Annotated in this window: 16 protein-coding genes; 11 read left to right on the forward strand and 5 right to left on the reverse strand. The window is 32.7% G+C overall.

Annotated elements, in window-relative coordinates:
- The first annotated feature begins 161 nt into the window (after window positions 1-161).
- On the forward strand, window positions 162-677 hold the full coding sequence (locus KLA_RS12795) for a shikimate kinase (protein ID WP_034646281.1): 516 nt from the start codon (window positions 162-164) through the stop codon (window positions 675-677).
- On the opposite strand, the gene KLA_RS12800 is transcribed toward KLA_RS12795, so the two are convergent.
- On the reverse strand, window positions 669-1166 hold the full coding sequence (locus KLA_RS12800; protein ID WP_034646282.1) for a phosphoribosyltransferase domain-containing protein: 498 nt from the start codon (window positions 1164-1166) through the stop codon (window positions 669-671). The two genes, KLA_RS12795 and KLA_RS12800, sit on opposite strands and share 9 nt — an antisense overlap.
- A 49-nt stretch (window positions 1167-1215) precedes the next feature.
- A complete protein-coding gene (locus KLA_RS12805; RefSeq protein ID WP_034646361.1) occupies window positions 1216-1599 on the reverse strand; it encodes an RNA-binding S4 domain-containing protein in 384 nt (127 codons plus the stop codon).
- Between the two features lie 78 nt (window positions 1600-1677).
- On the opposite strand from KLA_RS12805, the gene KLA_RS12810 reads away from it, so the two are divergent.
- On the forward strand, window positions 1678-2652 hold the full coding sequence (locus tag KLA_RS12810; RefSeq protein ID WP_034646283.1) for an FKBP-type peptidyl-prolyl cis-trans isomerase: 975 nt from the start codon (window positions 1678-1680) through the stop codon (window positions 2650-2652).
- Between the two features lie 72 nt (window positions 2653-2724).
- Here the strand turns inward: KLA_RS12810 and KLA_RS12815 are convergent, their stop codons facing one another.
- The 3 genes from KLA_RS12815 to KLA_RS12825 all read right to left on the reverse strand — a co-directional run bounded on the left by KLA_RS12815 (window position 2725) and on the right by KLA_RS12825 (window position 5265).
- Window positions 2725-3309, reverse strand: a complete 585-nt coding sequence (locus tag KLA_RS12815) for a porin family protein (RefSeq protein ID WP_034646284.1) — start codon at window positions 3307-3309, stop codon at window positions 2725-2727.
- A gap of 105 nt (window positions 3310-3414) precedes the next feature.
- Complete coding sequence (locus tag KLA_RS12820) at window positions 3415-4368, reverse strand: transketolase family protein (protein WP_034646285.1); 954 nt, start codon at window positions 4366-4368, stop codon at window positions 3415-3417.
- Between the two features lie 51 nt (window positions 4369-4419).
- Window positions 4420-5265 (reverse strand): transketolase, encoded by an 846-nt coding sequence (locus KLA_RS12825; RefSeq protein ID WP_034646286.1) that lies wholly within the window; start codon window positions 5263-5265, stop codon window positions 4420-4422.
- A 170-nt stretch (window positions 5266-5435) separates the two neighbouring features.
- On the opposite strand from KLA_RS12825, the gene tgt reads away from it, so the two are divergent.
- The 9 genes from tgt (at window position 5436) to KLA_RS12870 (ending at window position 13280) form a co-directional block, all read left to right on the forward strand.
- A complete protein-coding gene (tgt, locus tag KLA_RS12830; RefSeq protein WP_034646287.1) occupies window positions 5436-6566 on the forward strand; it encodes a tRNA guanosine(34) transglycosylase Tgt in 1131 nt (376 codons plus the stop codon).
- A gap of 3 nt (window positions 6567-6569) precedes the next feature.
- Entirely contained in the window at window positions 6570-7649 is a 1080-nt protein-coding gene (locus KLA_RS12835; RefSeq protein ID WP_034646288.1) for an LptF/LptG family permease, read from the forward strand.
- Window positions 7636-8550: a DMT family transporter gene (locus KLA_RS12840; protein WP_013619978.1), complete on the forward strand. Its 915-nt coding sequence runs from the start codon at window positions 7636-7638 to the stop codon at window positions 8548-8550. Before KLA_RS12835 ends, KLA_RS12840 begins: the two co-directional genes overlap by 14 nt.
- A 96-nt stretch (window positions 8551-8646) precedes the next feature.
- Window positions 8647-9825, forward strand: a complete 1179-nt coding sequence (locus tag KLA_RS12845) for an AIR synthase related protein (protein ID WP_034646289.1) — start codon at window positions 8647-8649, stop codon at window positions 9823-9825.
- 50 nt (window positions 9826-9875) lie between these two features.
- A complete protein-coding gene (locus KLA_RS12850; RefSeq protein WP_034646290.1) occupies window positions 9876-10316 on the forward strand; it encodes a ubiquinol-cytochrome c reductase iron-sulfur subunit in 441 nt (146 codons plus the stop codon).
- Between the two features lie 29 nt (window positions 10317-10345).
- Complete coding sequence (locus KLA_RS12855; RefSeq protein WP_034646291.1) at window positions 10346-10780, forward strand: thioredoxin family protein; 435 nt, start codon at window positions 10346-10348, stop codon at window positions 10778-10780.
- Entirely contained in the window at window positions 10777-11769 is a 993-nt protein-coding gene (locus tag KLA_RS12860) for an FAD:protein FMN transferase (RefSeq protein WP_034646292.1), read from the forward strand. The genes KLA_RS12855 and KLA_RS12860 overlap by 4 nt, the downstream gene beginning before the upstream one ends.
- A 9-nt stretch (window positions 11770-11778) precedes the next feature.
- Complete coding sequence (locus KLA_RS12865) at window positions 11779-11988, forward strand: DUF4266 domain-containing protein (RefSeq protein ID WP_013619973.1); 210 nt, start codon at window positions 11779-11781, stop codon at window positions 11986-11988.
- Window positions 11989-11999: 11 nt separating this feature from the next.
- Entirely contained in the window at window positions 12000-13280 is a 1281-nt protein-coding gene (locus KLA_RS12870) for a DUF3570 domain-containing protein (protein ID WP_034646293.1), read from the forward strand.
- Window positions 13281-13305 lie beyond the last annotated feature (25 nt).

Genomic DNA, 13305 nt, shown 5'->3' on the forward strand with positions numbered 1-13305 from the left:
CTACCAACTGAGCTACCAGGTCATTATTCCAGCAAAACAGCGTATTGTTGTTTGCGGGTGCAAATATATGACCTTTATTTAAATTCACAAGTACTTTTGTAAAATTTATTTTATTTTTTTTATTTCGATGTAAAATAGACCATCTTTGTATAAAAAAATAGATGCAAATAGTACTTGTTGGTTATATGGGGAGCGGAAAATCTACAGTAGGAAGAGAGCTTGCCAAGCGTTTGAAAATCAATTTTTTGGATTTGGACTCTTACATAGAAAAAAAGTATGAGATGTCTATTTCAGATCTTTTTTCTATAAAAGGAGAAATATTTTTTAGAAAAGCGGAAATTTTATGTTTAAACGAAATTTTTGCAACAAATGATGATTTTGTGCTCTCTACAGGGGGCGGAACACCTTGCTACGGAGACAATATTAATGTTATGACTAATAATACTAGTAATGTTTTTTATTTAAGCGTGCCAATACCAGAACTTATAAAGAGGTTAGTAAAAGAAAAAGAAAACAGACCTTTAATAGCAAACATACCAGAAAACGAACTGCCAGAGTTTATAGGAGCACATTTGTTTGAGCGTAGTTACTTTTACACAAAAGCTCACCATACTATATTAGTACAGCAAAAGAAAGCCGCTGAAGTGGTAAATGATATTGTAGAAAAGTTAGTTTAAGTACACAGCATCATCATTATCTTTAAATTCTACCTCTATATGTTCTTGTAAAGATGTAGATAAAGACAATCCTTTATAATCTGCTTTTACTGGATATTTTTTATGGTTTCTGTTTACCAAAACAGCCGTTTTTAATTGGCGTAAGGGTACTTTTAAAAAATGAAAAACACCGTATATTAAGGTTGTTCCGGAGTTTAAAACATCATCTATTAAAACAACAGATTTATTGGTGTATTCTTCTTTAGAAATAGAAGTTGTAACTCCGCTGTTTAGCGGGTTTTTTTTATCCATTTTTACTGTACACAATGTAATTTTAGCAGTGGTAATGTCTTGTAAAACAGCACTTAGTTTTTTTGCAAATTTTAATCCGCCACCATCTATACCAGCAATTACAATCTCTGTTTCTTCTACATTAGCCTCGTAAATTTGGTAAGCAATACGCTTAACTTTATGCTGAATTTGGTTGTGAGATAATATTTTGTTCTGCATTGTGTATTGTAATTTTATATAGTCAAAGATACTAAACACTTTTTAAGTGTTATTCCTCTTCAGTAGAATTTGTAGTTGTGTAATCATCAATTTCTCTACGGTCTTTTTTTGTAGGTCTTCCTGTGCCTTTTTTTCTATAATAGTCCTTAGAGTATTTAAGTAGTTCAGAGTGCTCAAAAGCTTCTTTAGGTGTAGTATCTTTACGGTACATATCTACTAATTTAGCGCCAACTCTGTTAGGTGGTACATCTAAAATAGTAAACTGGTAATTTATTTGGTTTTTACGTACCGTTATTTTGTCCATAGGAAAAACATCTCTAGACGGTTTTACCACTTTATCATTAACTTTAATGTGTCCTTTTTTACAGGCTTCAGTAGCAATATTTCTTGTTTTAAAATAACGTGTACACCATAAATATTTGTCTATCCTCATATTAACTCCAAATTCTTTGTTAACTACTTCTGCAAAAATAGTGGAAAATTGTATCTTGCGGCTCATAAATTAGAATAGATGAAATTTAAGAACGTTTTTTTAGTTGCTATACTGGCCATAATAGTATGGGCTTGTAATAGTGATGATAATGGCTTTTCTATAGAGCCACCAAAGGCATTAAGTGAAATAGTAGACCAAGATAAAGACTCTATAGTTAAATACTTAGAGACACACTTTTACAACTATGAAGATTTTCAAGATCCACCAGCAGATTTTGACTATAAAATTGTTTTAGGAGAAATTGAGGGGGAAAATGCAGATAAAACACCGTTAATTGATATGATGACGGCAGTTAAAACAACTGTACGCTCTGAAGAAATAGGATTAACTGATAATAAAGAAGTAGAACATACTTATTATTACCTTGTAGCAAGACAAGGGGTAGGAGCACAGGCTAACACAGCAGACTCTACTTATGTCCGTTATGAAGGTTTGTTGTTAGATAATACTGTTTTTGATGCGTCAACTGCTACTCCTAGATGGTTTGACCTAGCTACACTACAAGCTCCTCTTCAAGGAGCGCGCGGGTTTTCTTTGGGAACACAATTTTTAAAAGCAGGTAGGGCTATAACAGATGATGATATTAACGAAGATGGGACATTTGAAGTTAGTGATTATGGAGTAGGTATGATAATTTTTCCTTCTGCTTTGGGTTATTACAATAATGCTACTGGTTCTATATCTGCCTACAGTCCTTTAATTTTTAAAATTGATTTAATAGCAGTAAATAATGCAGACCATGATAATGATGGTATTCCTTCTTATATAGAAGATTTAAATGGAAATGGTTATTTGTTTGATGATAATACAGATGAAGTATCTGAAGATGGTTCTAGTTCTATAGCTACAACTCCAAACTATTTAGATGATGATGATGATAACGACGGGATATTAACTAGAGATGAAATTAGTGATGAAGATGGTAATATAATTTTACCTTACCCAGATGCTGATGGTGATGGTATTCCAAATTATTTAGATCCAAATAACTAATATAAAATTACGTCTATATAAAAAGCCCTAGAAATTAATTTCTAGGGCTTTTTGTTTGTTGTGTGTTAAAACTTATAGTTTTAGAGATAAACTTAAAATAAGTTGATCTGGCCTAGTGTCTATTCTGTCTTTTTGTACAGACGTAATATCAGCATTTATAATATCAACTTCATTATCGCTAAATCCTCTTTCATACCTAATGTCAACTCCTAATTTACCTAAGTTAACACCTATGCCTACGTTAAGGCCTACGGTAAAGTCGTTCTCTACATCACCAATAGTTATACCATCATAATCTGTATCTAAAATGTACTGAAAAGCAGGACCTGCAAATACGTTTAACGGACCAATTACCTTTGCGCCAACTAAAACAGGTAAGTCTAACTTATGCATTTTAAAATCTTCTGCATAACCAGATTTTAGAGATGTATACACTAATTCTGGTCTAAGATATAAATTGCCGCCAGTTTTTGCATAAAGTCCAATGTGGTAACCTACATTTTTATCAGGGTCATTATAAGCATCTTTTGCAGAGTCATAATAATCTCCATTACCACCATAGTTTAAACCTCCTTTAATACCAAAACCAGCATCAGTTTGGGCAAAAGTTGTTAAACTTGCCAAAGCCATTGTAATTACTAAAAGTGTTTTTTTCATTTTAAAAGTGTTTTAAACAATAAGAGAGCGACTGTAAAAAAACAATCACTCTCAATATGTTATTAATTAATATGTAAGTTAAGTATCAAAAACGATACCATTTTCTTACTTACGTTCTATAACTTTTAAAACGGCTTTTTCTATAGCTTTATTGTCTAAACCGTATTTTTCCATTAATTGTGCAGGAGTACCACTTTCACCAAAAGTATCGTTAGTACCAATAAACTCTTGCGGAGTTGGTTGGCTAGTTGCTAAAACACGAGCAACACTTTCTCCTAAACCGCCTAAAACATTATGTTCTTCTGCAGTTACAATACAGCCTGTTTTTTTAACAGAATTAATTATAGCATTAGCATCTAATGGTTTAATAGTGTGTATATTAATTACTTCTGCAGAAATCCCTTGACTCTCTAAGTTTTCGGCAGCAATTAAAGCTTCCCATACCAAGTGGCCAGTAGCAACAATAGTAACGTCTGTACCTTCTGTTAAATGTAGTGCTTTGCCTATTTCAAATTTTTGATCTACTGGAGTAAAGTTAGCTACTTTTGGTCTTCCAAAACGTAGGTAAACAGGACCTTCATAATCAGCAATAGCAATAGTAGCTGCTTTTGTTTGGTTGTAATCACAAGGGTTAATAACTACCATTCCTGGTAACATTTTCATTAAACCTATATCTTCTAAAATTTGGTGTGTTGCACCATCTTCACCTAAAGTTACCCCAGCATGCGAAGCACAAATTTTTACATTTTTACCAGAATAAGCAATAGACTGGCGTATTTGATCATAAACTCTTCCTGTAGAAAAGTTAGCAAAAGTACCTGTGAAAGGTATTTTTCCTCCAATGGTTAAACCTGCGGCAATCCCCATCATGTTAGCTTCTGCAATACCTATTTGAAAGAATCTCTCTGGATTTTCTTCAATGAATTTATCCATTTTAAGAGAACCAATTAAATCTGCACATAATGCAACAACGTTAGGATTTGATCTTCCTAATTCTGCTAAACCTGCACCAAAACCACTTCTAGTATCGTTTTTTCCTTGATCTGTGTATTTTTTCATATCCTTTATGATTTTTCTCTTTTGTATAAGAGAAGGTAGATTTAATTTTTATTAGTAGTCTCCTAAAGTTTCAGGGTTTTGTGCTAGTGCTGTCTCTAGTTGTTTATCACTAGGAGCTTTACCATGCCATGCGTGTGTGTGCATCATAAAATCTACACCATTACCCATAACTGTATGTAATAAAACACAAATTGGTTTTCCGTTACCTGTCATAGATTTAGCTTTTTTAAGACCAGCTATTACTGCTTCAAGGTTGTTTCCTTCTTCAACATCTAAAACATCCCATCCAAAAGCTTCAAATTTAGCTCTTACACTACCCATATTTAATACAGTGTCAGTAGAACCGTCAATTTGCTGACCATTTAAATCTATAGTAGAAATTAAATTATCAACCTTATTGGCAGAAGCATACATCATAGCTTCCCAATTTTGACCTTCTTGTAACTCACCATCACCGTGTAAACTATACACAATGTTGCTGTCTTTGTTTAGCTTTTTTGCAAGTGCTGCACCAATAGCTACAGACATTCCTTGTCCTAATGACCCAGATGCAATACGCACACCAGGTAAACCTTCATGTGTAGTTGGGTGTCCTTGTAGTCTAGAATTAATTAGTCTAAAAGTATTAAGCTCGTCTACTGGAAAGTATCCGCTACGTGCTAATACACTATAATAAACAGGAGAAATATGACCGTTAGATAAAAAGAAAAGGTCTTCACCTTTACCATCCATGTCAAATCCTTCATTTAGTTCCATTAATTCATTGTACAGGGCAACAAAAAATTCTGCACAACCCAAAGAACCACCTGGGTGGCCAGAGTTTACTTTGTGCACCATTCTTAAAATATCCCTTCTCACTTGCGTGGTCAAATCTTGTAATTCTTCCAGTCTTGGCATTTTATATGTTGTGTTAATTCGCGTGTAAAAATAAGTCCTATCTTTTGCGTGTACAAGGCTAGTTGTTATAATTTATTAACTACTTTACAATTAATACCTAACTTTATTTTTTTGTTAGCAATTTTTTGTAGATGAGTTGATTATATTTGCGGTCATAAATACTATAGTTTTTGAAATTTACATTAGAAAAAAAGGACCCACAGAGTAAGGCACGTGCTGCTACAATGGTAACAGATCATGGTGTTATAGAAACACCTATTTTTATGCCTGTAGGTACAGTTGCGTCTGTAAAAGGGGTTCATCAGAGAGAATTAAAAGAAGAAATAAATCCAGATATTATTTTAGGAAATACATATCATTTGTATTTACGTCCTAAACTGGATATACTTGAAGCAGCTGGTGGTTTGCATAAATTTATGGGCTGGGATCGTAATATTTTAACAGATAGTGGTGGTTACCAAGTATATTCTTTATCTGCTAATAGAAAAATAAAGGAAGAAGGTGTAAAGTTTAAATCTCATATAGATGGATCTTACCACTTTTTTACTCCAGAAAACGTAATGGAAATTCAGCGTACTATTGGTGCAGATATTATTATGGCTTTTGATGAGTGTACACCTTACCCTTGCGATTATAATTATGCAAAGCGCTCTATGCATATGACGCACCGTTGGTTAGACCGTTGTATGAACCACTTAGAAAAACTACCTTTTAAATACGGATACGAACAAACTTTTTTTCCTATTGTACAAGGTTCTACATATAAAGATTTACGTAAACAATCTGCTGAATATATTGCAAACGCAGGTGCAGAAGGAAATGCTATTGGTGGTTTGTCTGTAGGTGAGCCAGCTGAAGAAATGTACGCAATGACCGAGGTTGTTTGCGATATTTTACCAGAAGAAAAGCCAAGATATTTAATGGGTGTTGGTACACCAATTAATATTTTAGAAAATATTGCTTTAGGTGTAGATATGTTTGACTGTGTTATGCCAACACGTAATGCACGTAATGGTATGTTATTTACAGCACACGGTACTATTAATATTAAAAATAAGAAGTGGGAAGCAGATTTTTCTCCTATTGATGAAATGGGAATTACATTTGTAGATACTGAATATTCTAAAGCATACTTACGTCATTTGTTTGCTGCTAATGAATATTTAGGTAAACAAATTGCTACCATACATAACTTAGGTTTTTATTTATGGTTGACTCGTGAAGCTAGAAAGCATATTATTGCCGGAGATTTTACCGAATGGAAAAATATGATGGTAAAACAAATGGATAAAAGATTGTAATAGTTGAGTATATTAGATAAATACATATTAAAACGCTACCTGCTTACCTTTGCGGTAATGCTATTGTTATTTGTGCCAATTGGTGTAATGCTAGATTTGGCAGAAAAAATAGCTAAAATGGTACGTAATGAGGCCCCAACCTTAGAGATTTTAGAGTATTATATGAACTTTATTATCTATATAGGTAGTTTGTTATTTCCTATATTTTTGTTTTTATCTATCATCTTTTTTACATCTAAACTCGCCTCAAATACAGAAATTGTTGCAATATTAAGCTCTGGTGTTTCTTTTGGTAGGTTTTTAAGGCCTTATTTTATGGGTGCTACCATTATTGCAATACTAATGTTTGTAATGGCAATGTTTATTGTCCCCAAAGCCAGTTTAGACTATCATGAGTTTATATTTAAATACCTTAAAAAAGGTAAAAAGTTTCAGGAGACCACTAACATATATAATCAATTAAACGAAAACGAGTTTTTATATATCAGTAGTTTTGACCCTAACAGGCAGCTGGGTAGTAATTTTGTTTTAGAACATTTTGATAATGATGATAAATTAGCATACAAACTTACTGCATCTAGTATAAGGTGGATACCTAAAGATACCATATATAGGTTAACAGGTTTTACTTCTAGAACCGTTAAAGGGAATGTAGAGGTAATTGAAAAAAAGAGTAGGTTGGACACTATTTTTGATTTTAAAATAGATGATTTAACTCCTGTTAGTTATGTAGCAGAAACTAAAAATATTTTTGAGCTAAATAAGTTTATTGAAGACCAGCGTAAAAAAGGAGCATCTAACATAAATACGTATGTAATGGCTAAATACAAGCGTTGGGCTTTGCCAGTTAGTGCTTTTATATTAACACTAATAGCGGTATCTGTTTCTTCAATTAAGCGTAGAGGAGGTATGGGGCTTAATTTAGCATTTGGAATTGTAATTGCCTTTGTGTACATATTTTTTGATAGAGTTTTTGCTATTCTTGCAGAAAAGGCTGGTTTATCACCCTTAATAGCAATTATTATTCCTAACGCAATATTTGCAATCATTGGCTTATACTTGTTAAAAAATGCTAAGCGATAAATTTAAAAATTACCTGCATTTACATTTTATAGTTTTTGTTTGGGGCTTTACTGCTGTATTAGGTAAATTAATAACTATAGACGCGTTACCGTTAGTGTGGTATCGTATGTTATTTGCAGCTCTTTTTGTATTGCTGTTTATAGTAGTGCGTAAAAACAAATTACAAGTTAACCGCAAAACATTATTGTTATTGCTTGGTACAGGTGTAATTATAGCTTTGCATTGGGTAACTTTTTTTTCTTCTATAAAAGTGTCTAATGTCTCTGTAACCTTAGCAACCATATCATCTGGAGCTTTTTTTGCTGCTATACTAGAACCAATTTGGTACAAACGAAAAGTTATTTGGTACGAGATTATTTTTGGACTTATAGTTATTGGCGGTTTAGGACTAATATTTAATATTGATGCATCATACAAAGAAGGTATTGTACTAGCATTAATTTCAGCATTTTTAGCAACAGTTTTTTCTTTAATGAATGGTAAGCTTATTAAAGAACACAAGCCTTCAATTATTTCTTTTTATGAGCTTGGTGCTGGTGTAGTGTTTTTATCAATTTATATGCTTTTTCAAGGAAATTTTAGTCAAGTAAATTTTCAACTATCAGTGTCAGATTGGATTTACATTTTAATACTAGCTTCATTTTGTACTGCATATGCCTTTATTGCATCGGTTAAAATAATGAAATTTTTAAGTCCGTATACCGTAATGCTAACTACAAACTTAGAGCCTGTTTATGGTATTCTATTGGCATTTATAATTTTTGGAGATAGTGAAAAAATGGACCCTATGTTTTATTTAGGAGCATTTATCATTTTAATTACTGTTATAGCAAATGGTATTTTAAAAAACAGAACAGCCAAAAAGAATTTAAAAGCGGCTAATAAGCAAGTGGTTGTTTAACTTTTTTAGGTTATAAACTATTATTGTTGATATCTACCAAAGTTTATTGCTGCTAATTTTATGGATTACATTATTTTTGCCTCAAAGTAAAAAAGTATGAGTTCATCTAATAGCGAAAGGTATAACCAAAGAGGAGTTTCTGCATCTAAAGAAGATGTGCATAATGCCATTAAAAACATAGATAAAGGGCTTTTTCCTAAAGCTTTTTGTAAAATTGTTCCAGATTATTTAACTGGTGATAATGACTATTGTTTGGTAATGCATGCAGATGGTGCAGGTACTAAATCTTCGTTAGCATATATGTATTGGAAAGAAACAGGAGATATTTCTGTTTGGAAAGGCATAGCGCAAGATGCTTTAATAATGAATATTGATGATCTTATTTGTGTAGGTGCTACAGATAACATTATGTTGTCTTCTACCATAGGAAGAAATAAAAACTTAATTCCGGGTGAGGTTTTATCTGCTATTATTAATGGTACAGAAGAACTTATAACTGATTTAAAAGAACACGGTATTGTAATACACTCTACAGGCGGTGAAACTGCAGATGTAGGCGACTTGGTGCGTACTATAATTGTAGACTCTACCGTAACTGCTAGGCTTAATAAAAAGGATGTTATAGACAATGCTAATATTAAAGATGGTGATGTTATTGTAGGCTTAGAGTCTTTTGGACAAGCAACATACGAAACAGAGTATAATGGAGGTATGGGAAGTAACGGACTTACTTCTGCAAGACATGATGTGTTCTCTAAATACTTAGCAAAAAAATACCCAGAGAGTTTTGATGCTGCCGTACCTGAAGATTTGGTATATTCTGGTGCTGTTAAATTAACAGATAAAATAGAAAACTCTCCAATAGATGCAGGTAAACTGGTATTGTCACCAACTAGAACGTATGCGCCAATTATTAAAAAAATATTAGAAAAATACAATGCTACAGACATACATGGTATGGTACATTGTAGTGGAGGTGCGCAAACAAAAATTCTTCATTTTGTAGACAACTTACATATTGTAAAAGACAACCTTTTTCCGGTTCCTCCTTTATTTAAGCTAATACAAGAACAATCTAAAACAGATTGGAAAGAAATGTACCAAGTTTTTAACTGTGGTCACCGTATGGAATTGTACGTAAATCCTGCTGTAGCAGAAGATTTAATTGCTATTTCTAAAAGTTTTGGTGTAGCAGCTAAAATAGTAGGTAAAGTAGAGGCAAGTGCTACAAAAAAACTAACTATAACTAGTGAGTACGGAACTTTTGAGTATTAATTAACAACAATTTTCACCTTTTAACCGTTGTACTTATAAAACAACTTATTATGGAAAGAAAACAGTTTTTAAGAACTTTAGGTGTAGGTGCGGCTTTTGCTTTAACATTTCCTTGTTTAGGTGGGTGTTCTAGTGATAGCGAAGAAGGAGATAAAAAAGAAGTGCCAACAGGTGTAGATTTCACAGTAGACTTAGAGTCAGATGAAGCATCTAATCTGCAAACCAATGGCGGTTTTATTTTGAAGAATGATGTTGTTGTGGTTAAAAATTTAGAAGGTGAGTTTGTAGCTGCCAGTCAAATTTGTAGCCATGAGAGTTATGACCAAGTACGTTTTGCAAATGTAGATGGCGGTATTTTTTATTGTGATGTTCACCAATCTAGATTTAGTCAAACTGGTACGCCTTTAAACCAAGTAGATAGTAAAGCAGCAAAACCATTAAAAGTATACCAAACAACACTTACAGGTACTATGTTACGAGTATTTGAATAGTTTGGCAGTGTTTTTGGACTTAAAATAATATGAAAAATTTAGTTTTAGCATTATTCATTTTCTGTACATACACTAGTACGGCACAGGAGTGGAGTAGTAGTTTTAGCAGTGCAGTAGAAAAAGCCCATAAAGAAAATAAATTGGTTTTATTGGTTTTTTCTGGGTCAGACTGGTGTGCACCTTGTATAAAGCTAGATGCCGAGATTTGGCAATCGTCAGAATTTAAAGAATACGCAAAAAAAAGCTTAGTCCTTTACAAAGCAGACTTTCCTAGAAAAAAGAAAAATAAACTTTCTAAAGCTTTAAGCTTGGCAAACAAAGAGTTAGCAGATACATATAATCAGCAAGGTTATTTTCCGTTGGTTGTGTTGTTAGATGGCGACAAAAATATTTTAGAAAAATCAGGATATAAAAACATTTCTCCTTCAAAATATATAGCGCATTTAACTACTTTTGTTAAGTGAAAAAAATAATATTCCCCCTGTTTTGTTTTTTTGTATTGCTTACAGTTGCACAAGAAAAACACATAACTGCCCATAGAACTGTAAAATTAATGGGCAATAGATTTGATTTTACCATTGTTGCAAAAGAAACAGCAACAGCAAATGCTTATATAGATGAATGTATTGCAGAGGTAAAACGTATAGAGACAATAATATCTTCTTGGAACCCAAATTCCCAAACAACAAAAATTAATAAAAATGCAGGTATAGCTCCAGTAAAAGTTGCTCCAGAACTTTTTGGTTTAGTAGAGCGTGCCATACAAATATCTAAAGTAACAGATGGCGCTTTTGATATTACTTATGCAGCATTAGACAATGTTTGGAAATTTAATATAAATATGGAGTACTTGCCTACCAATGCACAAGTAGAAAAATCTATTGAAAAAGTAGGTTACCGCAACATTGTTTTAGATAAAGAAAAACAAACCATTTTTTTAGCAAAAAAAGGAATGAAAATAGGGTTTGGAGCTATTGGCAAAGGTTTTGCAGCAGATAAAGTAAAGGAATTAATGATAAGCAAAGGTGTTGTTGGTGGTATAATTAACGCATCTGGAGATTTAACTACTTGGGGAACGCAAGTTAGTGGCAAAAAATGGCTTGTAGGTATTAGTAACCCGTTAGATGCAGATAAAATATTTTCATGGCTACCAATTGTAGATTCTTCTGTGGCTACGTCTGGTAATTATGAAAAATACATCATTTTTAAAGGAGAAAAATATTCGCACATTATAGATCCTAGAACAGGTTGGCCATCTAAAGGAGTAAAAAGTGTTTCTGTTTTTGCAAAAAAAGCAGAATTGTGTGATGCCCTTGCAACATCAATATTTGTAATGGGAGTAGAAACAGGTATGTCTGTTATAGAGCAGTTAAACGGAGTAGAGGTTATTATTGTAGATAAAAATAACCAAATACATAAGAGTAAAGGCATAACCTTTCAAAATAATTATTAATTTTAGACTATGAGAAATTTAATACTTCTTTTTGGTTTAATAATTACTGCTACATCTTGCGTTACTGTAAAAGGGTATGATAAGGTATACCTTAATGATGACGAAATGATTCTTGCAGCAAAAAATATAGAACGTTATGAAACCAATTTTCAGGTGTATAGAGAGTCTGCTTCTGGTGCAAACGGAGGTAAAACAGGTGGTGGCTGTGGCTGTAATTAAAAAATAAAGTAATGCAAAAGGTTTTAATACCAATAGCTTTATTGTTTTCTGTTTTTATATACGGACAAGAAGAGGCTACTTACACAAAACGCGTTTTAGAAGATACAGAAGTAGATTTACTTTTTAGTTATTATGACCAAGATGGTAAAAATGCAGCAGTAACTGGTGGCGAGGGAACACAAGAGTTAACAGATGTAACCTCTACCATAGTAGTAAAAATGCCTTTAAATAATGATGATGTACTAACTGTAGATGTTGGTATATCTGCGTACACATCAGCTTCATCTAGTAATGTAAATCCTTTAGATGGTAATTTTAATAAGGCTGTAAATCCTTTTAATGCTTCTTCAGGAGCATCAAAAAGTGATAAATTAATACATATTAAAGCCAATTACGAGCATAGTTCCAAAGATCGTAATAAAATAATAGGAGCAAGTTTGTATGCAGCAAATGAGTATGATTACAGCTCCTTGGGATTGGGAGTAAATTATGCCTATTTGTTTAATGAAAAAAACACAGAACTATCTATCTCTGGTCAGGTGTATTTTGATACTTGGAAACCGCAATATCCGGTAGAATTAAGAGATGGTTTTTTTGATAGTAGAGTTACAGGTAACGGAACTTATAGTCCTAATTTTACAGCATTTACAGATAAAAATAGAAATACTTATTCAGTTTCTTTAGGCTTATCACAAATACTAGGTAAAAAAGTACAAGGATCATTATTTGCAGATGTTATTGTGCAAAGTGGTTTGTTAAGTACACCTTTTCAGCGTGTATATTTTGGAGACGTAAACGACTTTTTTATTGATGATTTTCAATTAGCTGATGATGTAGAAATTTTACCAGACAATAGAGTTAAAATTCCAATAGGTGGTCGTTTAAATTATTATGTAAACGATGCTTTAGTGGTACGTACATATTACCGTTATTATACAGATGATTGGGGAATTAATTCTAACACAGCAAGTGTAGAGCTGCCTATTAAGCTTAATACCGTTTTTACGTTGTACCCAACATATCGGTTTTACAACCAAACAGCTGCAGATTATTTTTATAAGAAAGAAGAAGCCTTATCTACACTAAATTATTATACGTCTGATTATGACTTAAGTAAATTTACAGCTCACCAGTACGGAGCAGGTTTACGTTACAAAGATATTTTTGCAAAACAACGTGTTTTTGGCTTTGGTTTAAAGGCTTTAGATGTTAGAGGTACAATGTATAATAGAGATAATGGTTTAGACTCTTTTATAGTTAGTTTAGGAGCAACATTTGTTAATGTTAACTAATAAATAGCTCTTTTTTCTTGTCAAG

The organism is Cellulophaga geojensis KL-A (assembly GCF_000568425.1).
Lineage (GTDB): Bacteria > Bacteroidota > Bacteroidia > Flavobacteriales > Flavobacteriaceae > Cellulophaga > Cellulophaga lytica.

Excerpts from the sequence above, each read along its gene's own strand:
- KLA_RS12855 (WP_034646291.1), top strand. The coding sequence starts at position 10,346 with ATGAAAAATTTAGTTTTAGCATTATTCATTTTCTGTACATACACTAGT.
- KLA_RS12840 (WP_013619978.1), top strand. The coding sequence starts at position 7,636 with ATGCTAAGCGATAAATTTAAAAATTACCTGCATTTACATTTTATAGTT.
- KLA_RS12815 (WP_034646284.1), bottom strand. The coding sequence starts at position 3,309 with ATGAAAAAAACACTTTTAGTAATTACAATGGCTTTGGCAAGTTTAACA.
- KLA_RS12865 (WP_013619973.1), top strand. The coding sequence starts at position 11,779 with ATGAGAAATTTAATACTTCTTTTTGGTTTAATAATTACTGCTACATCT.
- KLA_RS12825 (WP_034646286.1), bottom strand. The coding sequence starts at position 5,265 with ATGCCAAGACTGGAAGAATTACAAGATTTGACCACGCAAGTGAGAAGG.
- KLA_RS12795 (WP_034646281.1), top strand. The coding sequence starts at position 162 with ATGCAAATAGTACTTGTTGGTTATATGGGGAGCGGAAAATCTACAGTA.
- KLA_RS12810 (WP_034646283.1), top strand. The coding sequence starts at position 1,678 with ATGAAATTTAAGAACGTTTTTTTAGTTGCTATACTGGCCATAATAGTA.
- KLA_RS12870 (WP_034646293.1), top strand. The coding sequence starts at position 12,000 with ATGCAAAAGGTTTTAATACCAATAGCTTTATTGTTTTCTGTTTTTATA.
- KLA_RS12820 (WP_034646285.1), bottom strand. The coding sequence starts at position 4,368 with ATGAAAAAATACACAGATCAAGGAAAAAACGATACTAGAAGTGGTTTT.
- KLA_RS12850 (WP_034646290.1), top strand. The coding sequence starts at position 9,876 with ATGGAAAGAAAACAGTTTTTAAGAACTTTAGGTGTAGGTGCGGCTTTT.
- KLA_RS12800 (WP_034646282.1), bottom strand. The coding sequence starts at position 1,166 with ATGCAGAACAAAATATTATCTCACAACCAAATTCAGCATAAAGTTAAG.
- KLA_RS12845 (WP_034646289.1), top strand. The coding sequence starts at position 8,647 with ATGAGTTCATCTAATAGCGAAAGGTATAACCAAAGAGGAGTTTCTGCA.
- KLA_RS12805 (WP_034646361.1), bottom strand. The coding sequence starts at position 1,599 with ATGAGGATAGACAAATATTTATGGTGTACACGTTATTTTAAAACAAGA.